Raw genomic sequence first — 22,029 nt, 5'->3', positions numbered from 1 at the left:
TCAGGTTCCCTGTTAAATAGTGAGTGCCATCATCACGGCATCTTCTTTACCGTCCGCCGTGGGATAGTAATTACGGCGGATCGACACTTCATTAAAATTAAGCCGCTCATACAGCGCGATCGCCCCACGATTCGAGGCGCGAACCTCCAGCCACAGCGTCATCACGCCTCGGGCTTCCAGCTCGGCGATCAGGTGCTGCAACAGCTGCAGCCCCAGGCCACGGCGCTGGAAGGCCGGGTCCACCGCCAGATTAAACAGCGTCGCCTCATCCAGCACCAGCTGGGTGATGGCAAATGCCGCCAGCACGCCGTCCACCCGCAGCTGATAGTTGAGATAGCGCTCCCCCTGATTGCTGGCGAAGGTTTTTTCTGACCAGGGAAAAGCGTGGCTGCGCTGCTCAATGGCAAACGCGGCGTCAAGATCGTGCGGAGTGAGTAAAGAAATCAGATTCATAGTGGCAAATTTGCTGCCAGAACGCCCGTTTGGCGTCGGCGTTGTTGTAAAGGTCCGCCAGCGGCGGCGTGATCAGCTGCGGGCCGTTCAGCGCGCCGGGATCCGCCAGCCCCAGCTGCCAGCTGGCGCAGCGGGCATCATCCGGCAGCATCGCCAGCTGGTCTGGCGTCAGCACCAGCACCTGTGGCTCATGCAGCGCCAGCGTACGCAGCACGTCCGCCACCAGCGGCTCATGCAGGTCAGGCGGCACCGCCGCCACAATCACCAGGCGAGTCTCTGCGGGTAAGGTCACCGCAATCTCCCCCTTCAGCGCGCGCGGCCGCCGCAGCTGATACTGCGTCACGCCCATCTGCTGTAATAACCAGTCACGTCTGGAAGACATCATTAATTCCCGTCTGGTCGCCTGATTGCGCGCCTATGCTAGCAAACCCGGTGATTCTGCGCCAACAAACGACTATAATCGCCGCTCAATTTTTGAGGAGTTACCGATGTCCGCATTTACCCCGGCCAGTGAAGTGATACTGCGCCACAGTGATGAATTTACTCAACGCCGCGTGCTGTTTGCTGGCGACCTGCAGGATGACCTGCCCGCCCAACTGGACACCGCGCTGAGCCGGGTGCACACCCAGCAGTATCATCACTGGCAGAACCTGAGCCGTTCGCTGGGTGACAATGCGCACTTCGGGCTGGTAGCCAGCGCCGGTATGGTCGCCGACTGTGACACGCTGGTCTACTACTGGCCGAAGAACAAGCCGGAAGCGCAGTTCCAGCTGCAGAACCTGCTGTCGCTGCTGCCGGTCGGCAGCGATATCTTCGTGATCGGTGAAAACCGCAGCGGCGTGCGCAGCGCCGATACCATGCTGGAGAGCTGGGCGAAGCTTGAAAAGATCGACAGCGCCCGCCGCTGCGGTCTCTATCACGGCCGTCTGGATACGCAGCCGACGTTCGACGCTGACAGCTTCCGCGACGCCTATCAGCTGGGTGAATTCACCATCAAGACCCTGCCGGGCGTGTTCAGCCGTGACGCCCTGGATATCGGTAGCCAGCTGCTGCTCTCCACCTTTACTCCGCATACCAAAGGCAAGATCCTCGACGTCGGCTGTGGTGCCGGGGTGCTCTCCACCGTGCTGGCCAGCCACTCGCCGAAGGTGCGTCTGACCCTGACCGACGTCAGCGCGGCGGCGATTGAAGCCAGTAAAGCCACGCTGGCGGCGAACGGCCTGGAAGGGGAAGTCTTTGCGAGTAACGTCTACTCCGACGTCACCAGCCGCTATGACATGATTATCTCTAACCCGCCGTTCCACGACGGTATGCAGACCAGCCTGGATGCGGCTCAGACGCTGATCCGCGGCGCGGTTAAGCACCTGAACACCGGCGGCGAGCTGCGCATTGTAGCCAACGCCTTCCTGCCGTACCCGCAGGTGCTGGATGAAACCTTCGGCAGCCATGAAGTGCTGCTGCAGAACGGCCGCTTTAAAGTCTATCGCGCCGTGAAGGGCCGCCCGCCGAAAGGCAAGTAAATCCCGCGTTCAGGCGGACTTCATACCGCCTGAACGGGCATAATCGCAGCAGGATGGCGGTTTTTGCAGCGATCGTTTCAGGTTGATGAAATAACTGTTGACCTGTTGCTGAAAATCTCTAGAATGCGCCTCCGTGGTAGCGATACAACGCAAGTTGTGTTGCTGGTATGCGAAGGTGGCGGAATTGGTAGACGCGCTAGCTTCAGGTGTTAGTGTTCTTACGGACGTGAGGGTTCAAGTCCCTCTCTTCGCACCATAAATACCACGAGATTCATATTACGCAGCATCTGCGCGAAGGTGGCGGAATTGGTAGACGCGCTAGCTTCAGGTGTTAGTGTTCTTACGGACGTGAGGGTTCAAGTCCCTCTCTTCGCACCAAATGCGGTGATATGAATTGATTCAACAGGACGCGAAGGTGGCGGAATTGGTAGACGCGCTAGCTTCAGGTGTTAGTGTTCTTACGGACGTGAGGGTTCAAGTCCCTCTCTTCGCACCATGTTGAATACTCTTTCTGGTCAGTGATGACCAGCCAGTACTCCCCGTAACACCCGCTTTACGCTTCCCTGCACTGACCGACTCTGATTTCCCCTGATGTGATTTCTTAACGACCTGCTCTGTACTGTTATATCTTCAGCGATATTTTTCTCCGATCGTACTTCCGCTTTATCGCACTTCCGTCTGGATGTTGCTGGCGTTGCTTCACGCATGCTGGTTTTATGCCGATCGTCTTTTTGCTACCGCCTGCCGCGGCTTTATTCCGCCGCATGATAAGCACGGCCTGATGCAGACGCCACACGGCGGGCTGACGTTCGGGGTGGCCGCAGAAGCGACTACAGGGTACTGAAATTAAGCGAGGCCGCCGCTACGCCGCCGGCGAGCGCAAGGCACGACGGCAGCAGCAGATAGTGACGCAGGCGCTTGTGACAGAGCATCACTACCGTCGCCAGCAGCGCCACCACCATCAGCCACCGCCACTCGCTAAAAGAGAGTTCCATCATCGTCATTAACGGCATCAGTGCGCAGGGCAACAGCACGCCCCAGCCGCTATCCAGTCGTTTACCCAACATCGCGATCCCCTCTGTCTTGCCAGACGCGGCCACCGTTGCCGCCAGCAGCCGGGTGTCCACACAAATTCAAATGATAATGATAATGATTACCAATAGCATATGATAGTTCTTATCATTTTGCAGCAACATTGTTGAAACTTTATGCCGTGGGATGACAGTCCAGTGTTGAAGTGGTAGATTGAAGGCGATCTCTATTCAGTAAAATCCAAAAATAACAGCTCTACACTATTCCAGATGATAAGTTTCCATCCGTTAATTCGGGAGGGGCTTTGCTATTTCAGGGCAGTCACGAGTAAATATAATGACCATCCAAAGTTACGATGAATTGCTGCATAGCAAGCATCGGCTGTCGCTGATGCTATTTTTATTTTTAAACACGGTTACCGCCTCTTTTTTCACGCTACGTATTAACGGTTCGGTTGTCCCTTTAGCGCTGGCCCTGACGCTGGCGGTAATATTGCTCAGCCTGACGATCATTTTGCGGATGTTTTTAAGGCCTTTAGCCAAATTGCCGCGATTAAATAGCGTGGCGCTGCTGACCGGCCTGCTGTGGGCCGGTTATATTCTGGTTAAATATCAGCTGAGCGCCTCGTTCAGCGACAGCTATCTGCTGGTGGCGCTGGTCAGCGTCTACTTTATCAGCGCGATTGCGCTGGGCGATCATCTGCTGGCGTTCTGCCTGCATACCGCCCCGGCATCGCTGACGGTGATTGTGCTGGACGGCGGCCGTAACATCGCGCTGATCCTGTTTACCATGGCCCTGCCGCTGCTGGGGTTTACCCTGCACCACCTGATGCTGCAGCGGCGTGACCGCTTTACCCGTCACCTGGTCAGCCGACTCGCCGCCGAAAAAGAGACCTACAGCGACCTGAGCATGCTCGATCCGCTCACCGGCCTGTACAACCGCCGCGGGCTGAAAAACCGGCTGGAGAACACGCTGGAAAATCACGTCGGTAGCCACTTTCTGCTGCTGATGGATATTGATAACTTCAAGGCCTACAACGACAACTACGGCCACACCATGGGCGATCAGGCGCTGGCGCGGGTCTCTTACGCCATTCGGGACGCCGTGCGCTCGCGCGATATCGTCACCCGCTACGGCGGCGAAGAGTTCCTGGTGCTGCTGACCAACGTCAATGAAAATATTGCCATGAAGCTGGCCGAGCGTATTCGCCAGTGCGTCCTCGATCTTGAAATCCCCCACCACTTTAACGCCAGCGTGGCCACCCACGTCACCATCAGCGCCGGTATTGCCCCGTTGATGAACGATGATTTTGACAGCGCGCTGAGTAACGCTGACCGCGCCCTTTATCTGGCCAAAAGCCACGGTCGTAATACCTTCTATTCGTACCAGGATATTATTGCCAGCGAAGCGCCGGTGGCGGAGACGGCTTAAAATAATCTGGCCCGCTAAGCGGGCCATTATTGTCGACCGGCACGGCATTATTTATTTTTACGCGGGCGTTGCGGCTACCCCTGGCCGGAAATTTTTACACCACGCGTCTCACGAACAAAGGCGACCAGAATGCAGATCAGCACCGCAACGGTGCCGGCGACAATCGCCATCGCCAGGCCATAATTATTGCCGTGCGCTTCGGCAATTTTTGACTGCAGCGTGGCGTTGACCGAGGCGATCAGGTTACCCAGCTGGTAAACAAAACCCGGTAATACCGCCCGCGCGTTGGCCGGCACCAGCTCGTTGAGGTAAGTGGGCACCACGCCCCACGCGCCCTGCACCATAAACTGCATCAGAAACGCGCCGATCCCCACCGCCCACGAACCGCTGGAGAACGCCCACAGCGGCAGCACCGGCAGCGCGAGGAACGCCGCCACCATCATGGTTTTTTTACGCCCCACCCTCTCAGAAATCGCACCGAACAGCACGCCGCCGAGCATGGCGGCGATGTTATAGCCGATGGCGATAATGCTGATCAGGTGGGGGCTGAAGCCGTGCTGCACCTTCAGGAAGGTCGGGTAGAGATCCTGGGTGCCGTGGCTGAAGAAGTTAAAGCAGGCCATCAGCAGCACCAGGTAAACGCACAGCCGCCAGTGGCTTTTCAGCACCGGCAGCAGCGCGGTGCTCTCCTGACGGGCGCGGGCGGCCAGCCACACCGGCGACTCAGGCACCTTAAACCAGATAAACGGCAGCAGCAGGATCGGCAGCGCGCCGATCAGGAACATCCCGCGCCAGCCGACCAGGCTGTAGAACAGGCCGAAGATCACCGATGCCAGCAGGTAACCACAGGGGTAACCGGCCTGAAACACGCCGGACATCAGCCCGCGCGAGCGGTCAGGGATGGTCTCCATCGCCAGCGACGACGCCACGCCCCACACGCCGCCCATCGCCACGCCGTAAATAACCCGGAAGGCGAGGAACCAGGCCAGCGACGGCGACCACGCCGACAGCACTTCAAACAGCGCGAAGGTGACGATATTGACCATCAGAATCGGTCGGCGGCCATATTTTTCCGCCAGCCGGCCAAACAGCAGCGCACCGATCGGCCTGACCGCCAGCGTCAGCATAATGGCGATCGACACGTCGGAGACGGAGGTGTGGAAGTTATCGGCGATATCGCTGAGCACAAAGACCAGAATGAAAAAATCGAAGGCGTCCAGCATCCAGCTGGCCACGCTGGCGAAGGCCACGTTGCGCTGGGTCGGGGTCCAGTTGAGCATAGTCGGGTATCCTGTCTGGATGTGGGTACAAAGGGGCGGCGCTGCTTAAATGTTAAGGATTTGTTTATAGCATGTAAGACAGGCGTATTTGCGGCAGCTTTTGTCAGGCGAAGGGTCAGTGTGTAAGGGTGAGTTTCATTCTGTTACCGTGCTAATAATTAGCCCGATATGCTTTTAGCGATAACGATGTGCTTCCGGGCACGGCAGCCGCTGCCAGGGCGACAGCGGCCAGATCGGCAACGGCCAGAACGACAGCTGCCAGATCGGCAACGGCGATTTGTGCCGCGGTCAGATGAACGGAGGATGGTGCCGTTTTTTCACCGGTCAGATCCCGGGCTTCTCACGATAAGACATCCTGCGCCAGTCACCGTTTTCAGTGGCATCGTATTTCCCGCCCCAGGTGACGCCCTGCAGATCCTCCAGCCGCCAGTTGCCCTGCGCATCCTTTTTCAGCTCATAGGCGAGGCCACGGCACTGATAGAGCCGCAGATCGACCTGCAGGCTGAACTGGTAGTAGTGGCCTTTTTTCGGCGTAAAGGTGATGCCGCTGACGCAGGAATTTTTCCCGTCATCATAGACCTGGCCGATATGGGTCGAACGGCCGGCAATCACCGGCGTTTCATAGTAATCCCCCCAGGCGGACTTGTTCTGCCGGCTGTCAACCGGCATGCCGCCGTCACGGGTATGGGTGAGGATCCATTCGCTGCTGCGCACCATGCCGCCCTGCGTTTTGCCGTTTACCTGCTGCTGGATCGAGGCGGACTCGGTGCCGCCGACGATGCGCACCCAGGCGGTATTATCCCCGGCCTCGGGCGGCACGAAAAACGCATGATGAGGAAACTGGCTGCAGCCGGTAGTCACCAGCAGCAGCGTGCTGAGCATAAGGGGATAACGCATGTTGATTGCTCCTGTATAAATTAGTCGCGCAGCAGCGCCAGCAGTTCAGCCGCCAGCTCAGCCGCATCCTGCTGATAGTTCGCCTGCCAGCAGGCCGACCAGTCGCCCGGCCGCCCCTGCTCTTCCCACTCGGCCAGCGCCAGGCCGTTGACTATCTCCAGCTCAAACCACAGGCTCTGCCAGGCATCGGCGTCGCTGACCAGCGCGTCGTCCTGCCACAGCGTTTCGGTCTGCGCCACAAACTGCACCCAGCTAAACAGATCGGCGGGCGCTGCCGCGCCCCACGCCACTAACTGCGCCTTACTTACCATATTTCACCGTTACCACTTTTCCGGAACTGTTGGTCACCACCGACACGTTATTGGTCGCATCGTAATACACCGTGGTGTTCCCCCGACTGGAGGTCGCGGCGCCGGTTTTAATGGTGTTTTCCACCACCGAAGGCATGATGCCGCGATCCTGCATTCTATCTAAAGCGTGGCCGGAATACTCCCGGTTACCCACGGTGCTGGTCTGGTTACGCACCGGCTGATAGGACGGATTTTTCGGCTGGTTCATCTGGTTGTTCTTGCCACCGAGCGGCAGCGCGGCTTCGCTGGTCGCCGGCGTTGCTGGCGTGCCCCCGGTGCTGCTGCCGTTACTGCCGCCGCCGTTGCCCGCCGTGCCGCTGCCGGAACTGCCGGTAGCACCGCTGCCGGTTGTAGTCCCTTTGCCGCTGCCGGTGGCAGTGCTGGCTCCCTTACCGCCGCTGCTGACGGCCGCCGGACTGCGCCCGCCGAGCTTAATACCACCGCTCATTGCGCTCAGCGCCGCACCGGCCAGCAGCTGCGCCCGTTGCTCATCGATGCCGTAACGGCTCTGCAGCTGTCTGGCGAACTCGGTGCTGGAGACCACGCCTTCGGCCTCAATCTGCTGGGCATAGAGCGCCGACATATCGCTCTTCATCTGCCACGGCACGTCGTCGTTGCCCAGCACCCGGTCGATCGCTTCGCGTACCAGCATGCCGTTGGCGGCCACGTCGCCGAAGTTGGCCTTACAGGCCGTCGGATCGGTGGCGCAGACTGCCACCAGCTGGTCCTGCTGCTTCAGGCTCAGCGTCTGCATCTCTTTCCTGACCGCGTCGCAGTCACCGCGCTGCTTACAGCCCTGCGCTTTGGCGGCAAACTTATCCAGCTGATCGGCGCGCAGATAGTTGTTCTCCACCGCGTTTTTGCCGGTGTTATAGGCATCCACCGCCCCGGCCGTGTCATCACTGACCAGCGCGCCACTCAGGCTGGCGGCGATCAGCGCCAGGTTCTTAATGGTCTTCTCCTGCTGGCCGCTCAGGTCGGCCACCTTCACGTCCGGATACAGCGCCTGATGGATGGCGCGGATCGCCAGCTCGCTGCCCCCCGCTCCGATCGCCCCGGCCGTCGCGTTCTGGCCGCTCATCTGCGCCACCACGCCGCCCAGAATGGCGTGGGCGAAGGCGTTGGTGGCGATCTCCTGCGCGGTCGGGTTTTTCGGATCGTTATAGGTCAGATCTTTGATCTTACCGGCCAGGTAAGGCGCGGAAGCCTGCGCCAGCGCCTTCGCCGGGTCACCTTCCGCCAGGCCGCCAATCGCCGTCACCGCCGCGTTGGCCGCCATTTTATAGGTGCCGTCGGCCTCGTAGCCGTCCATGTTTTTCTTGTACGCCGAAGTAGCCTGCACCGCGTCCCAGTACGCTTTGTGCGCTTCATGGGTCGCGCCCCAGCCCGGTGCATCCTCGCCCAGCTCCGCAATGCCCTGACGCTGCGCGTAGAGCTCATGTTCGGTCAGCACGGTGTTCACCGCCGAACTGGCGACCGAACCGATCAGCTGCACTTTCTGCAGGCGCTTCTGCTCAGCAGCTTTGTCGAAGATTGGGCTGAGGGTCTGGTTGGCGTGTTCCACATCGCGGCTCAGTGTGCTGACGTCCTGCTGCTGCTGGCCGGCGTTACGCACGATCAGCGTGCCGTCAGAAACGGCCGAGTAGGTGGTGCTGGAGCCGTCGCCGGATCGCTGAGACGCTGACATGGCGTCCGGTGCCACGTTCTGCCCCAGCTGGGTGAGGATCGGCGTGACCGGTTTGGTTTCGGCAATCTGATCCTTCGGCGCGGCGCCGTCGTTCTTGTTATCCTTCGGCAGGCCGAAGCTGCTGCTCAGCCCGACGCCGACGCTGGAGGTGCTGAAGTCGGCCTGGTTAATCAGATCGCTAAAGCCCAGCGTGCCGGTATCCAGCCGGTTATTTTCCGCAGCGGCCGTGCTGCCAATCACCGCGCCGTTCAGCTGGGTGTGGTTGCCAACGGTGACGTCGTAGCCGCCGTCCCCGGCGAAGATGCCGCTCTGCTCCTGCACGCTCTGGTAGTTGCTGTCCAGCTTGCTGTTGTTCACCGACAGATTGCCGCTGACGGTCATCGAGCCGAAGGTGAACTTCAGCCCGCCGCTGACGTTTTTCTGCTTCGAGTCGACGTTGTTGCTGTCCTGCTCGCTGGTGAGGGTCAGATCGCGGCCCACGTCGGCCACCACCCGATCGGCGCTGACCTGTGCCCCGGTCAGGGTGGTATCGCGGCCGCTGAGCAGCGTCACCTGGTTACCGGCGTCCAGCGTGGTTTCGTTATGGGTCACGCCGTCGCCGTGCTCTTTGCCGCTGCCTTTGCTGCCGCTGAGCGACACCGAAATGCCCCAGCCGTCGCTGCCAACGCCGATGCCGACGCCAACTTCGCCGCTGCTGCTGCTGTTTTTGCTGCTGCTCAACTGGCTGTCCTGCGATGAGCGCAGACTGATATCGCGCGCCGCCGACAGCAGCATCGCATTACCGGCCTGCAGCTGGCTGCCCTGCACGCTGATATCGCCGTCGGCGGCGGTGCCGTCGCTGCCGGTGGCGAAGATATTCAGGTCATGCGCCGCCTGGATGGCGCTGGCCGCCGAGGTGATCGCGTCGCTCTGGCTTTCGCTGTGGCTCTGGCTGGCCCCCAGCTTCAGCTCAATGCCGACAAAGCTCTGGTTCATCGGATCCTGCAGCGCGCTGCGCACTCCCTGCACCGCCTGGTAACCGTCCAGCCCGGCTTTCACCTGCTGCAGCTGCGCCACGCGCTTATCCTGCTTGTCGGTCTCCAGCTCGGAGATGGTTTTCGCGGTGTTCAGCGCAGTGCCCACCGCGCCGGAGAGCGCCAGCGTCAGGCCGCTGGAGCGCTGTTCGCTGGTGCCGCGTTTGCTGGCGCTATTCTCTGCCGATTCGATGGTGACGTTTTTTCCCACCAGACTGATATCGTTGCCGGCGATCAGCTGCGAACCCTGCACGCGAAGATCGTTCCCGGCGGTCAGCGTCGCGTCACCGTTAACTGCACCGACGGTGCTGCCGCGCGCGGTGGTGCCGGTGCTCTCTTCGGTGACCTTATTCAGGGTCGAGCCGAGGGTAAAGCCGATGCCGCCGCTGCTCATCAGCCCGGATTTGGTCTTCTGCGTCATCGACCAGGCATCACGCTCCTGTTCCGCGGTAGTGACGTTAAGATCGTTACCGGCACGCAGCGTCAGCGCGTCATCTGCCGCCACGTCGCTGCCGCGCACGGTCAGGTCATGGCCGGCACCGGCGGTAAGGGTCGCGCCGCCGAGGCTGCTGCCTGCGGCGGTCTGCTCATCGTACCCGGCGCGGGTGGTGGTGGTATTTTTCGACAGGAAGCCGGAGCCTTTCACCTTCGAGGCCATATCCAGCGAAGCGCTGTTGCGCGCGCTGTCGATCAGCAGATCGTTGCCCGCCGTCAGGGTCAGCGCGCTGGCGGCATTCACCGTCGCCCCTTCGCTGGTCAGGTTACGCCCGGCCTGCATTGCCACATCACCGTTGCCGGTGACGTCGCTGACCACCCGGGTGCTGCTCGCCTGGCTGACATGGTTGTCTTTGTCCCACACCAGCGTATCGCTGCGGGCGGTGCCGACGCTGGCGAGGGTGATATCGCGCCCGGCGAGCACCGTGGTCTGGCTGCCGCTGTTATTCAGGGTCGCGCCCTGCAGGGTAACGTCGCGCCCGGCCTGCAGCGCCAGCGTGCCGTCCTCCTGCTGCACGTACATGCCAGCCGCCCGCGACACGCTGTCGCGGCTGAAGCTGTTGCTGCCGTTAGTGCTTTCCGCATGGGTGGTCGGCGAGGCCAGGGTGATATCGCGCCCGGCGCTGGCGGTCAGCGCGGTCTGCGCCTGGATCAGGCCGCCGTTGTTGACCAGATCGTTACCGGCCAGCAGCTGCACCTTGCCGCCGCTGATAATGCCGCCGACGTTGGTGATGGTGTCACCGCTGATGTCCAGCAGCTGGCTGGCGTTAATTTTGCCCTGGTTAAGCATGCCACCGCTGACGCCGATCGCCACGTTGCGCCCGGCCAGCAGCGCGCCGCTGCCGTCAATATCGCCCTGCTGTACCTGAGCGTAGACCTGCGGTGCCAGCACCTGCTGGCGGCTGCCGTCGGCCAGCGTGACTTCGCGGGAGACCAGCCACACCATATCGCTGGTCACCTGCGCCATCTGATCGGCGGTCAGCGCCACGCCCGGCGTCAGGCCGAACTGTTTCGCAAAGGCGACGCCGGACTCCATCAGCGCCTTGTACTGCTCTTCATCACTGTCGTAACCCGCGAGGTAGCGATCGCCGGTCAGTTCGACGATCTGCTCGCGCACCAGCCGCTGCTCGTAGAAACCGTCGCCAAGGCGCTTCTGCGTGGCGCCCGGATCGCTGGCCAGCTGCGCCAGCATATAGTCGGAGCTGAGCCAGGTTTTCTGGTTGGTAAAGCGCGGATCGGTTTCGATCAGGTAGCCGCTGTCGGTTGCGGGCCGGGTACTGAACAGGCTGCCCTCCGGCACCGAGGCATCAGGGATCTGCGAGCGCACCACCAGGTTATCTTTACCCGCGATTTCAATCCGCTGGCCGCCCGGCAGCGAGGAGAGATCGCCGCTGTTAACCGGCACCGCGCCGGCCTGGCTGGCGGTAAAGCCGTCTGCCACCGGGCCGGAGAGGTTCACCTGGGTGTTGCCCTGCACCACGTTCGGCTTCAGGGTGATCTGCTGGATAACATCCGGCGGCGTGTAGGGCGAGGCCGACGCCTTCTGGCTGTCTTTGCCCTTCTTATGGATGCGATCCCACTCGATCACCTGGCCGACCTGCGAAATAATCTGCTGGCCGGGCACGTCGGCGTTCTGCAGCCCGGCGCTGGCCAGCAGCAGATCGCCACCGGCGATAATCCGGCTCTTGTCGTTCAGCGTCTGGTCGGCGTTGATCGCCAGGCTACCGCCGGCGAGGATCTGGCCCGGATCGCTTTCCACGATCTGATCCTGCCAGATGCTCTGGGTGTAGCTGTACTGGTAATAGTGATCCTGATTACACACCACCCCGGCGATGCAGATATGCTGCACCTCATCCTTGTAGAAGGTAATGTCGTAGTCCGCGTCGTCGTAGTGCACGCCGTTGTTCAGCGCCACCACCATATACTCGTTTTTCTGCTGGTCGGAGACGTGCATCAGCCGGGTACTGAAGCGATCGTTGATGTTGTTAAGCCGGGTGGTATTGATCAGCATATTGCCCGCTGACTCAATGGTGGCGCTGTGGTTGTTAATCACCCCGGCGCGGCCGCCGGCGGCGAAGTTCTCGTCCAGCCAGCCGCCGATCGACATATCGCCGTCGCTGTAGATCAGGCTGTGTTCGCTGTTGTTCAGCGTGCCGACGCCCAGATCCAGGCGCTGGCGCGCGGCAATCGTTGCGCTGCTGCCGCCTTCGGCGAGGTTATTCAGTTCAGCCGCCTGGATCGACAGCTGGTCACCGTAAAGCCGGCCGCTGCCGATATTGCTGACGCTGGCGGCACGCAGCACCGTCTCCACGCCGTCGATCAGGCCACGGTTGGTCAGCGCCCCGGCCACGTTAACCAGCGTGCGCAGGCCGCTGATTTCACCGCTCTGCCGGTTGTTCAGCGCAGCACTGCTGAGGTTCAGCTGCTGACCGGCGGCGACTTCGCCGCCGTTATCCAGCGTGCCCTGTACGTTCAGATCGAGATTGCCGTTGGCGATGGTGCTGCCGCCGCTGGCGAAGTCGCCGCGCACGCCGAGCCGCAGATCGCCCAGCGAGAGAATATCGCCGCTGCCGCTAAGGCTCTGCGCGTCGGCGGTCAGGGATTTGCCGGCAATCAGCGTGCCGCCGTCGTTGGCGATGGCCATGCCGCTGTCGCCGTTCTGCAGGTGCAGCGCGTTATCGGCTGAGATCTGGCCCTGCTGGTTGTTAAGCACCGCGCTGTTCACCGTCAGATTACTGCCGGCAACGCGTCCCTGCTGGTTATTCAGCTGCGCGGTATTAAGGGTAAAGTCCTGCTGGCTGAGCAGCGTGCCGCTGCGGTTATCGACGCCGGCGGCGTTGAGGTTCAGAGATCCGGTCGCCATCAGCGTACCGCCCTGGTTGGCCAGCGACGCCGCGTTCAGCGTCAGCCCTTTGGCGGCCACCGCGATGCCCGCCTGATTATTCAGCGTATTGTCGCCGCCGTTCAGGGTGAGCTGCTGGCCGACGATAATGCCGCCGGCGTTATTCAGACTGCCGCTGTTAACGGTGACGTCCCCGGCGGACTCCAGGCGTCCGCTGCGGTTGGTCAGGGTTGCACTGCTGACGGAGAGATCGCCGCCGGTGGCAGAGATCAGCCCGCCGTCGTTGTTCAGCCCGGCGGTGCCGTTAGCGTCGGTACTGGCTGCTGCAGATGTGTTGTTACGGTTTACCGCGTTAGCGCCTGAAGTCTGCTGGTCGCTGGTCAGCGCCAGCGCACCGCCGCTGACCAGCTTGCCGTTGCGGTTATCCACGCCGCCCTGCGCGCTGAGTTCCATCCTGCCGCTGCTCTGCAACACCGCGTTGCGGCTGGCCAGCGTGCCGTGGGTGGCCTGCACGCTGACGTCGCTGCCCGCGCTCTGGCTGCCGCTGAGATCCACCGCCGCCGCCTGCACGCTGAGCCTGCCCGGCGCGAGGTTCTGCCCGTTGCTGGTCAGCTGGCCGCTGGCGGTCAGCGAGAGATCGCCGCTTTTGCCGAGGCTGCCGTCGCTGTTCACGCCAGCGGAAAATACCGAACCGCTGCTGCCGCTAATCTGCCGCGCGCTGGCGCGGGCGTTACGCTGCGCCGCTACCGTGCCGCTGTTGCTCAGGCTGCCGCTGACTTTCGCCTCCACGTCGCGCTGGCCGTACAGCGTGCCGCTGTTGGCCAGGCTTTTGCCGTTAAGCTGCACGTCCTGGCTGGCGCCGATCGCGCCGCTGTTCTCAATATGTCCGTCGGCGCTGATGGTGACGCTGCCCGCCTGGGCACCGATCGACCCGGCGTTACGCACGCCGACGCCGTTTTCGGTACCGACCAGGCGAATTTTTCCGGCGTACATGCCGCCCAGCTGTGCCACGTCCAGCGATACGCCCGGCCGCGCGGCGTCATCCGCCGCGCTGTCGGCGGTGGCGCTGGTTTTCGTGGCGCTGCCGCTTTCGGCATCCACCCGGTTCCTGCCGGTGGTCACCTTCAGATCGTTGGCCCACACGCCGCTGTTGACCTTCACCGTGCGGGCAATCAGATCGGTGTAGTCCTGGCGGCTGCTGTCCATGCCCGCGCCCTGCACCACGATCTCGCCGCCGTCGACCTGATAGCCGCGCAGCTGCTGGCCGTCAAACACCGGTTTACCGGTGGTCAGCGTTGAGCGGCTGGCGTTGATAAAGCCGCAGCCGTCGCAGCCGATCCCCGCCGGGTTGGCGATCACCACCTGCGCCTTCTGCCCGGCCACTTCGATATAGCCGTTAAGCTTGCTCGGATCGCGCGAGTTGACCTCATTGAGGATGATCTTCGCCTCGCCCTTTGCCAGCCACGGGTTGGCCGCCACCCAGCCGCCCTGCTGGGTCTGCACGTTGCGGTGGGAGTTATTGAGGATCGCCCCTTTCTTATCAACGTCAAACTGGCTGTAGGTATTGCGCGACACGCCCGCCGCGCTCGGGGTCTGGATATTGACCTGCGGCGTGCCGTTAGCCGACTGCACCACCGTCGGCTGCTGATTCCCCGGTGCCCGGCCGTCGGCGACGATGCCGGCGGCGCTGGCGGCAGGCAGCAGCGCCACCATCCCCAGCGCGCTGAGCGTCACCCACGCCACCGGTGACAATTTGCCGATCAGCTGGCTGAGGGTATGGCCTTCGCCGCTGGCCGGGCCCTTACCGTGCCCGCGGCCGTTTTCTGCCACTACCATCAGCAGACCGCGCGCCTTATTGAAAATAACGCGATAAAGTTTGTTGTTCACCGGGGGATCCCCTTCAGTTAACGGCTGGCCAGCGGCGTCTCGCGCTGCCAGCGGTCAAAGTCCTGATGCGATACCGCATCGCCACGAAAATGGTTAACGCGCAGGCCGCGCTGGTCACCTTTGTGATCCAGCGCGCGGGCGCAGAGGTGGGGAAACAGCGTGCCGCCCACCAGACGGCGCAGGGCAAACATCTCGCCAAACGGTGCGATCCAGTCGCGGAACCACAGCCGGTCGCCGCTGTGCCAGTCGCGCTCCTGCACGTGAATGCCGGACTGGGTCAGGTAACGATGCTCCGCTTCCTCGTCCTTCCACGCCCAGCTGAGGAAGAACAGCGGCTGCTCGTCACGCAGCGCCAGCGCAAACTGGCGGTGCTTGATGGCCGGCAGCAGCAGCGTCGGCAGCGCGCTGAGCGGGATATGCCGGTGCCGCTCTGAGTGCATCCACAGCCAGCTGCTGGCCCCCAGCACCTCCGCCTCGCTGAAATTCCCGCCGAGCAGCGGGCAGATCACCCGCAACTCGTTAACCGGTACGCGCATAGTCAGTACTCCCAGCTCAGGTTAAAGCCGAGGCTGACCGGGCTGGTGTCGAAGTCGTCGGATTTGGAGAACGGCACCCCGGCGAACAGGTCATAGCCGGTGTTGAAGGCGTTGCCGCGCAGGCCAATCACCCCGCCTGCCAGGTGCTGGCCCGGCAGCAGCTCGCGGCTGTTTTTCACTTCGCCGTAGTCGGCACCCAGGTACAGCTCCTGGTTCGGCAGCGGCGTGCGCCAGGCGATATCGTTACGCACGAACCAGCCCTCATCGCCGTTCAGCGTGCGGTAGCCGTCGAAGCCACGCACCGTCCAGCGGTTGCCCAGCGCCAGCTGATCCTGCGGGGTCAGCGCGTCGTGGGTCATCTGGCGCTGATACTGCACGTTGTAGCGGAAGGTCTGGTCGCCGAGGTGGAACGGCAGATTGTACTGCGCGGAGAGCTGGACGATTTTCGCCAGCGCGGTGGCCTCACCAAAGCTCTCTTCCGGGGCCGGCATCGCGCCGAACCAGCGTGTGCCGCGCTGATAGCTGGCCGCCAGGTCGAGCGTCGACTCGCCAATGTAGTGGCGGTGCTGCAGCCCAAGCCGCCAGGCGGCGGTGCGGCGGCGCTGCACTTCGATTTCGGTGTCTTCCAGGTAGTTGCGGGTTTCGCGGGTCAGCACCTCGTAGCTGAACGAGGTTTTCTGGCTGCCGCTGCGGTGCAGCACGCGGCTGAGCTGGAAATTGAGCGACTTGCTCTTGCCGCGATAGCTGATGTCACCGTTAAGGCCGGCGAGGGTCTGCCGGTAGTCGTAGTCGCTGGCGGTGACGCCCGCCATCCAGTAGCCAAACGGCACCGAGTAGTGAGCGAGGTAATTCTTGCTGCTCTTGCCGCCGCCGGACTGCAGGTCGTGGCCGCCGGAGACGTAAAACAGGTCGCTCAGGGAGAACGGGTTATCCACCGACAGCGTTAACGACCCCTGGTAGCGGCCGGTGGTTTTGTCACCGGCGTCATCCAGCGAGGCGCCAAGCCGCCAGTGGCGATCCTGCTGCCACTTAACGTTGATATCGCTCTCGCCGGGCTGCTCACCGGGGACGATCTGCATATCCGCCTTTACCGTCGGCAGCCGCTGCAGGTTCTCCAGCCCCTGCTCGATATCACGCAGGTCCAGCAGCTCGCCTTCACGCGCCGGCAGCGCGCTGTAAAGCTGCACATAGCGGTCGCTGTCCGGCGTCAGGGCGATTTTTCGCACCTTACCCGGCACCAGCAGCAGCTTCAGCGTGCCCTTATTCAGATCCTGCGGCGGTGCCAGCACCCGGGCGGTAACGTAGCCGTGATCCACCAGCCGGTTCTGCAGCGCGCTCATCAGCAGGTTAATGCCCTTGCCGCCGAGGCACTGGCCGCGCGCCTGGTCAGCCAGCTTCTGCAGCGGCAGCCAGTGCGGGAATGCGTCGGTGCCGCTCAGCTCAACGCGCTGCAGCGCGAAGCACGGTTGCTCGCTGGGGAAGGTCAGCGTACTGAAGAAGCTGCCAGGCGCCTGCAGGCGCACGTCGGGCGCTGTCGGGGCCAGCTGGCGTTCGGCCGCGCGCTGGCGCTCCTGCTGGTTAATCTGCTGCTGATTACCCAGGTTGCGATCCACGTCGGCCGCGGCAGAGGCGGCGGTGTGAAATAATAACAGTGCAGCCAGCTGGCTAAGGCGGACAGGGGGTATCCGCAACTTGACAGACGCATTCCGTAGCATAGTGATGCCCTGAGTCTAATTATTAACGGGTATGGGTGTTTGCCGGATACCTTATCGCCTCGCTTACCAGGAATGTTCTTAAACTTACGTTTTATTGACAATTTACTGACAATTCAGCGGCGGGCGGATGGGAGGGAGAGCGCAACAGTCATAAGATCGATAAATAAAAAAAACAAATAAAAACAATTTACTGGTAAAAATTCGCAGCAAAAAAAATGATACCCCTGAACGCTCGTTCATAACCTGAGCTAAACTGTAATATACAGAAATATCTTAAAACATGCCCTTAACCTGCTGAACGGGCCGCGCCGAATCACCGGCACAACCGCCCCTGACCGGCAATGTTGCAGCGCAGACGTTAATATTGCCGCTTATTATCCGTGGTTATTTCACGCGAATAATAATGCCCGGCGGTGATTATTTCCTCCGCCGCAGTCCCGGCGTTTTTACCTCTTTAAGCCCCTTTAAACGGCAGACGTTATGCGGATTTGCTGTAACCCTTGCCGGAAGCTTTCGGGTACAATCCCCCGGCATTTGCTACTGAAGGGACTGGCGTGTCACTGATCTCATTTTCGGCCACCCGCAGCCGCGCAGCCGCCTGGCTGGCGCTGATGGCCGTACTGCTGCTGTTTGTTGCCCCGGTGATTTCCAAATCACTGGCACAGCTGCGTGGCGATGAGATGACGATGAACGACGATCGCGCTGCGTCGTCAGCCACGGTCACTGGCACGGTCACTGGCGCTGGCGGCCATGCCAGCGGACCACATCGACCGGATACGGATCACGATAGTAAGCCGGCGCATCTGATATCCGCCAGTCAGCACAACGCGGCTTCACACCCGATGACTGCCGCTGAGTACCACGTTTCTTCACACCCAATACCTGCTGAGAACAGCTCTTCCGGGCACAGTAGCGCAACACATCAGGCATCTGACGCTGAGCCCCGTAGCCCCGCGCATCAGATGTCCGCAGCAGAACACCGTGCGATGATGGCGATGGGCATGATGATGCCGTTCCATCACCCGATGTCGATGATGGATGACAGCGCCTGCGGCTACTGCGTGCTGCTGATCCACCTGGCACTGACGCTGACCGTTCTCTCCCTGCTGTGGTGCCTGCGGCAGAGCGCCGCCCCCCCGGCCGTGCCGCTGGTTCAGGCCGTGGTCGCCCGTTTTGTTCCCCGCTTCTTCCATCCGCGCGCCCCGCCCGCCGTTCACTAATCCGATCTGAATCGCGCTTTTTTGCGTCGTGGCCCTGCCACGGCCGGGGTTTTATGCCTGTTATCCGGGCGGAAGGAATAATCATGTCTGAACAACACGGGCCAGCCATCGCGCTGGCCACCCGCAGCCAGAGCAGCGTGCTGCCGCTGCTGCGCCGTCTGCACTTTTATATCGGGCTGTTTATCGCCCCCTTTATCTTTATGGCGGCGCTGACCGGCACCCTCTACGTGCTGACGCCGCAGCTGGAAAACATGCTCTACCGCGACCAGCTGTTTACCACCGCCAGCGGCCCCGACCACCCGCTGGCCGATCAGGTGGCGCAGGCGACCCGGCTGATGGGGCCGGATGCGCGCATCGCCGCGGTGCGCCCCGCACCACACGACGGTGACACCACCCGGGTCATGTTCTCGCGCCCCGAACTGAACGCGTCAGAGACGCTGGCGGTGTTTATCGACCCGAAAACCCTGGCGATCAAAGGCACGCTGACGGTGTACGGCACCAGCGGCATCCTGCCGCTGCGCACCACGCTGGATAACCTGCACCGCAGCCTGCTGCTGGGCGATTTTGGCCGCCACTACAGCGAACTGGCGGCAAGCTGGCTATGGATTGCCGCGCTGGGCGGCGCGCTGCTGTGGGCCACCAGCCGCACGCCGCGGCTCAGAGCGACGCAGGGTAAACCCACCCGCGCACAGCAGACCGCCCGCCAGCGCCGCCGCCACGTTACCCTCGGCCTGCTGCTGCTGGCCGGGATGCTGTTTACCTCGGCCACCGGCCTCACCTGGTCACGCTGGGCGGGGGACAATATTTCACAGATGCGCGCCCACTTCGGCTGGCTGACCCCGTCGGTCAACACCGCGCTGCAGCCCACCGCAGCGATGATGAATATGAGCGACGATGAACACGCCGCGCACAACGGCCACGTGATGAACATGCCAGCCGGGGTTAAGGCTGCGCGCGTGGAGCCGGCCCAGTTTGACAGCGTGCTGGCCGCCGCCCGCGCCGCCGGCATTGACGCCGCGAAGCTGGAGATCCGCCCATCCTACACCGCCGACAAAGGCTGGAAGGTCGGCGAGATCGACCACCGCTGGCCGGTACAGGTCGACAGCGTGGCGGTCGACCCGAACAGCAACCGGGTGCTGGATAAGGTGGAGTTTAAGGATTTCGGCCTGCTGGCCAGACTGACGCGCTGGGGGGTGGACGCCCATATGGGGGTGCTGTTTGGCCTGGCAAACCAGCTGGCGATGGCGGCCTTTGGCCTTGGGCTCTGCCTGATGATTATCATCGGTTACCGCATGTGGTGGCTTAAGCGTCCGCAGAGCGGGCGCCTGTCGCCGCTGGATACGCTGGCTGGCTGCTGGCAGCCGCTGTCGACCGGCACCCGCTTCCTGCTGCTGGTGGTTACCGCGATCGTCGCGTTCAGCCTGCCGGTGATGGGCATCAGCCTGCTGGTGCTGCTGGTGATTGACGGGTGGCGCTGGCGCAGGGCGACGGCAAAATAATCTGCCGACCGCACCAGCCATAAAAAAGGGCGGCGCATTTATGATGCGCCGCCCTTTTTGTTACCGCGATGAACGGCGATTTACGTGTGCTGGTCAGCCTGGCGGCTTTGCCAGATAGCGTTCCAGCATCGCCACCAGCAGCTGGTTATCCACCGTCTGCAGCACGTGGATCAGCCCGCCGGTCGGTGGCGTAATGCCCACGTCCAGCCGCAGCGGCGGGCGGAAACGCCATGACTTGCCGCGCGTCATCCCCGGACGCAGCTCCACCTCAACGTAGAAATCGGCGGCGGTGGCGACCTGCTGATTGAGAAGCCAGGCCACCACCAGCGCGTCGTGGATCCAGCTGCCGGGCAGCTGCCGCACCTGGATCGAGTAATCAATCCACGGCCGCAGCGTCTCGGTCACGAAGCGCGCCAGCGGCGTGTCGATGGTCGCGATGCGGTTGAGATCCTGATGGGTCAGCAGCGTCTGGCTGGTCACGTCCATCGGCACCAGGGTGATATTCGCCCCGCTGCTCAGCACCCGTTGCGCCGCCTCCGGATCGATGCCGAAGTTGGTGTCCTTGATATAGTCGTCCAGCGCAAACACCCCGCCCATTATGGCGATCTCCTGCACCGATTCGGCCATCTCCGGATAACGCTCCAGCGCCAGCGCCACGTTGGTCAGCGGTCCGATCGCCACCAGGGTAATTTTTCCCGGATTGCCACAGATCAGCTGGCCGATGGCATCGGCGGCGTCAATATCCGGCGCGCTGAACGGCTGCGGCTGGCGTACGCCGCGCCACAGTTCTGCCTGCGGGGTGTTATCCACCCGCCCGTCCAGCGCCTGACGCCAGGGTTCGACGGGCTCCGCCAGCGCGGCGTCCGCGCCCTTCACCACCGGCACCGGCAGCCCAAGGCGCTCGATCAGATCTTTCGCCACGTTGAACCCCTGCTGGCTGGGCGTATTGCCCGCCACCGTGGTGATCAACTCCAGCTTCACCTCCGGCGCGGCGAGCGCCAGCGCGATGGCCAGCCCGTCGTCGACGTTAGCGCCGGCAATACCATTTCCTGGGTCACAATCAATAATTATGCGTTTCATTTATCGTTATCATCTTTTCGGGTTGACTGGCAGCCACAGGATTCACCAGGCTCCAGCCGGTGAGAGAACTCACGCAGCGTGGGCTTACCTTTCCAGCCGCGCAGCATGCTGATAGCGGCTTTGGCCATCTCTTCCACCGGCTGACGCGCGCAGGTCAGGGACGGTACCTGGAAGGCGGCCAGCCCGGTACCGTTAAAACAGACCAGCGCCACGTCCTCCGGTACCCGCAGGCCCTGCTCGGCCAGCCCGCGAATAAGCCCAATCGCCTGCGCTTCGTTGGAGGTAAACAGCGCCCGTGGCCGGGTCTGCCCCTGCAGCATCTGCTGCGCCGCCTGATAACCGCCTTCGCGGGTAAAGGGGGCGGTATACATCCACGCAGGGTTCTCCTGCAGACCCACATCGGCCAGCGCTTCACGCCAGCCGGTCAGCCGCTCCTGCGTATTCAGCATCTCCTGCGGGCCGGTGACGATGCCCACCTGCCGATAGCCGTGGCTGAGCAGGTGCGCGGTCAGCTGGCGCGATGCCGCCTGCTCATCCACCCGCAGTACGCTGACGCCGAGCGCCGGATCGACGCTGTCCAGCATCAGGAACGGTGTTCCGCTCTCCTGCAGCAGTTCGATCCACGGGTGGCGGTCGACGCTGATGTAGATCAGCCCGTCCACCTGCTGGCTGAGCAGGGTATTCAGCAGCTGCAGCTCGCGCTGGCGGCTGTCGCCGGAGTCGCCGAGCAGCATCACCATATCGTTCGCCAGCGCCTCCTGCTGCAGCGCATGCGCCAGTGACGCGAGGAACACGTTACTGACATTCGGCAGCACCAGACCGTAGGTCTTGCTGGTGCCGGAGGCAAGCGCCCGCGCCACGTTGTTCGGGCGATAACCGGTTTTTTCAATCGCCGCCAGCACCCGCTTCCGCGTGGCCTGTGCTACCGGGCGCGGGCCGTTATTCACCACATAGCTGACCACGGCAACCGAGGTTCCGGCCTCGCGGGCAACATCGGCGCGGGTGGCGCGTCGGGGTAGAGGTTTATCCAATTATCAGTTCCTTGTGAAAACAACAAAGCTGGCCGGGGAAAAACCCGGCCAGCTTAACTGC

15 protein-coding genes and 3 tRNA genes are annotated in these 22,029 nt (G+C 62.3%); 7 read left to right on the top strand and 11 right to left on the bottom strand.

All coding sequences use genetic code 11. From position 1 onward, the window contains the following. Positions 1-12: 12 nt before the first annotated feature. Together rimI and ASF13_RS10445 are read right to left on the bottom strand one after the other, a co-directional pair. Entirely contained in the window at positions 13-453 is a 441-nt protein-coding gene (rimI, locus tag ASF13_RS10450; protein WP_056235786.1) for a ribosomal protein S18-alanine N-acetyltransferase, read from the bottom strand. Then, positions 416-835 carry a DNA polymerase III subunit psi gene (locus ASF13_RS10445; protein ID WP_056236379.1) on the bottom strand — a complete coding sequence of 140 codons (420 nt, stop codon included), beginning with the start codon at positions 833-835 and terminating at the stop codon, positions 416-418. Before ASF13_RS10445 ends, rimI begins: the two co-directional genes overlap by 38 nt. Positions 836-941: 106 nt before the next feature. Here ASF13_RS10445 and rsmC point away from each other — a divergent pair, with 106 nt between their 5' ends. From rsmC to ASF13_RS10425, 4 genes are all read left to right on the top strand, one after another. Beyond that, a complete protein-coding gene (gene rsmC, locus ASF13_RS10440; RefSeq protein ID WP_056235782.1) occupies positions 942-1,973 on the top strand; it encodes a 16S rRNA (guanine(1207)-N(2))-methyltransferase RsmC in 1,032 nt (343 codons plus the stop codon). A 169-nt stretch (positions 1,974-2,142) separates the two neighbouring features. Then, a tRNA-Leu gene (locus tag ASF13_RS10435) sits at positions 2,143-2,229 on the top strand. Between the two features lie 35 nt (positions 2,230-2,264). Beyond that, a tRNA-Leu gene (locus ASF13_RS10430) sits at positions 2,265-2,351 on the top strand. A 31-nt stretch (positions 2,352-2,382) separates the two neighbouring features. Continuing rightward, positions 2,383-2,469 (top strand) — tRNA-Leu (locus ASF13_RS10425). Positions 2,470-2,803: 334 nt separating this feature from the next. Here the strand turns inward: ASF13_RS10425 and ASF13_RS10420 are convergent. After that, the gene (locus ASF13_RS10420; RefSeq protein WP_101505438.1) at positions 2,804-3,040 is read right to left on the bottom strand and encodes a DUF1435 domain-containing protein; all 237 of its coding nucleotides are present in this window, start codon (positions 3,038-3,040) and stop codon (positions 2,804-2,806) included. 301 nt (positions 3,041-3,341) lie between these two features. Between ASF13_RS10420 and ASF13_RS10415 the strand changes: the two genes are divergently transcribed. After that, positions 3,342-4,436: a diguanylate cyclase gene (locus tag ASF13_RS10415; RefSeq protein WP_056235780.1), complete on the top strand. Its 1,095-nt coding sequence runs from the start codon at positions 3,342-3,344 to the stop codon at positions 4,434-4,436. A gap of 74 nt (positions 4,437-4,510) precedes the next feature. Here the strand turns inward: ASF13_RS10415 and ASF13_RS10410 are convergent, their stop codons facing one another. The 6 genes from ASF13_RS10410 to ASF13_RS10385 all read right to left on the bottom strand — a co-directional run bounded on the left by ASF13_RS10410 (position 4,511) and on the right by ASF13_RS10385 (position 17,138). Further along, positions 4,511-5,716 carry an MFS transporter gene (locus ASF13_RS10410; RefSeq protein WP_056235777.1) on the bottom strand — a complete coding sequence of 402 codons (1,206 nt, stop codon included), beginning with the start codon at positions 5,714-5,716 and terminating at the stop codon, positions 4,511-4,513. A gap of 324 nt (positions 5,717-6,040) precedes the next feature. Next, positions 6,041-6,613 carry a hypothetical protein gene (locus ASF13_RS10405; RefSeq protein ID WP_056235774.1) on the bottom strand — a complete coding sequence of 191 codons (573 nt, stop codon included), beginning with the start codon at positions 6,611-6,613 and terminating at the stop codon, positions 6,041-6,043. A 20-nt stretch (positions 6,614-6,633) separates the two neighbouring features. Further along, positions 6,634-6,924: a hypothetical protein gene (locus ASF13_RS10400; RefSeq protein ID WP_056235771.1), complete on the bottom strand. Its 291-nt coding sequence runs from the start codon at positions 6,922-6,924 to the stop codon at positions 6,634-6,636. Then, positions 6,914-14,887 (bottom strand): hemagglutinin repeat-containing protein, encoded by a 7,974-nt coding sequence (locus tag ASF13_RS10395; RefSeq protein ID WP_056235768.1) that lies wholly within the window; start codon positions 14,885-14,887, stop codon positions 6,914-6,916. The genes ASF13_RS10400 and ASF13_RS10395 overlap by 11 nt, the downstream gene beginning before the upstream one ends. A 17-nt stretch (positions 14,888-14,904) precedes the next feature. Further along, positions 14,905-15,423 carry a toxin-activating lysine-acyltransferase gene (locus ASF13_RS10390; RefSeq protein ID WP_056235765.1) on the bottom strand — a complete coding sequence of 173 codons (519 nt, stop codon included), beginning with the start codon at positions 15,421-15,423 and terminating at the stop codon, positions 14,905-14,907. Positions 15,424-15,425: 2 nt separating this feature from the next. Beyond that, positions 15,426-17,138 (bottom strand): ShlB/FhaC/HecB family hemolysin secretion/activation protein, encoded by a 1,713-nt coding sequence (locus tag ASF13_RS10385; protein WP_056235763.1) that lies wholly within the window; start codon positions 17,136-17,138, stop codon positions 15,426-15,428. A 554-nt stretch (positions 17,139-17,692) separates the two neighbouring features. On the opposite strand from ASF13_RS10385, the gene ASF13_RS10380 reads away from it, so the two are divergent. Further along, positions 17,693-18,358, top strand: coding sequence for a DUF2946 family protein (locus tag ASF13_RS10380; RefSeq protein ID WP_056235761.1), 666 nt, complete (start codon positions 17,693-17,695; stop codon positions 18,356-18,358). 83 nt (positions 18,359-18,441) lie between these two features. Beyond that, positions 18,442-19,857: a PepSY domain-containing protein gene (locus tag ASF13_RS10375; protein WP_056235759.1), complete on the top strand. Its 1,416-nt coding sequence runs from the start codon at positions 18,442-18,444 to the stop codon at positions 19,855-19,857. A gap of 93 nt (positions 19,858-19,950) precedes the next feature. Here ASF13_RS10375 and ASF13_RS10370 read toward each other — a convergent pair whose 3' ends face one another. Together ASF13_RS10370 and ASF13_RS10365 are read right to left on the bottom strand one after the other, a co-directional pair. Continuing rightward, positions 19,951-20,937, bottom strand: a complete 987-nt coding sequence (locus ASF13_RS10370; RefSeq protein WP_056235756.1) for a nucleoside hydrolase — start codon at positions 20,935-20,937, stop codon at positions 19,951-19,953. Further along, positions 20,934-21,968, bottom strand: a complete 1,035-nt coding sequence (locus tag ASF13_RS10365; RefSeq protein ID WP_056235754.1) for a LacI family DNA-binding transcriptional regulator — start codon at positions 21,966-21,968, stop codon at positions 20,934-20,936. Before ASF13_RS10365 ends, ASF13_RS10370 begins: the two co-directional genes overlap by 4 nt. Positions 21,969-22,029 lie beyond the last annotated feature (61 nt).

The sequence above is a fragment of the Erwinia sp. Leaf53 genome (assembly GCF_001422605.1).
GTDB lineage: Bacteria > Pseudomonadota > Gammaproteobacteria > Enterobacterales > Enterobacteriaceae > Erwinia.
Note: the sequence above shows the minus strand (reverse complement) of the source record. Positions and strands in the feature narration are given on the sequence as shown.

Excerpts from the sequence above, each read along its gene's own strand:
- rimI (WP_056235786.1), bottom strand. The coding sequence starts at position 453 with ATGAATCTGATTTCTTTACTCACTCCGCACGATCTTGACGCCGCGTTT.
- ASF13_RS10445 (WP_056236379.1), bottom strand. The coding sequence starts at position 835 with ATGTCTTCCAGACGTGACTGGTTATTACAGCAGATGGGCGTGACGCAG.
- rsmC (WP_056235782.1), top strand. The coding sequence starts at position 942 with ATGTCCGCATTTACCCCGGCCAGTGAAGTGATACTGCGCCACAGTGAT.
- ASF13_RS10420 (WP_101505438.1), bottom strand. The coding sequence starts at position 3,040 with ATGTTGGGTAAACGACTGGATAGCGGCTGGGGCGTGCTGTTGCCCTGC.
- ASF13_RS10415 (WP_056235780.1), top strand. The coding sequence starts at position 3,342 with ATGACCATCCAAAGTTACGATGAATTGCTGCATAGCAAGCATCGGCTG.
- ASF13_RS10410 (WP_056235777.1), bottom strand. The coding sequence starts at position 5,716 with ATGCTCAACTGGACCCCGACCCAGCGCAACGTGGCCTTCGCCAGCGTG.
- ASF13_RS10405 (WP_056235774.1), bottom strand. The coding sequence starts at position 6,613 with ATGCGTTATCCCCTTATGCTCAGCACGCTGCTGCTGGTGACTACCGGC.
- ASF13_RS10400 (WP_056235771.1), bottom strand. The coding sequence starts at position 6,924 with ATGGTAAGTAAGGCGCAGTTAGTGGCGTGGGGCGCGGCAGCGCCCGCC.
- ASF13_RS10390 (WP_056235765.1), bottom strand. The coding sequence starts at position 15,423 with ATGCGCGTACCGGTTAACGAGTTGCGGGTGATCTGCCCGCTGCTCGGC.
- ASF13_RS10385 (WP_056235763.1), bottom strand. The coding sequence starts at position 17,138 with ATGCTACGGAATGCGTCTGTCAAGTTGCGGATACCCCCTGTCCGCCTT.
- ASF13_RS10375 (WP_056235759.1), top strand. The coding sequence starts at position 18,442 with ATGTCTGAACAACACGGGCCAGCCATCGCGCTGGCCACCCGCAGCCAG.
- ASF13_RS10370 (WP_056235756.1), bottom strand. The coding sequence starts at position 20,937 with ATGAAACGCATAATTATTGATTGTGACCCAGGAAATGGTATTGCCGGC.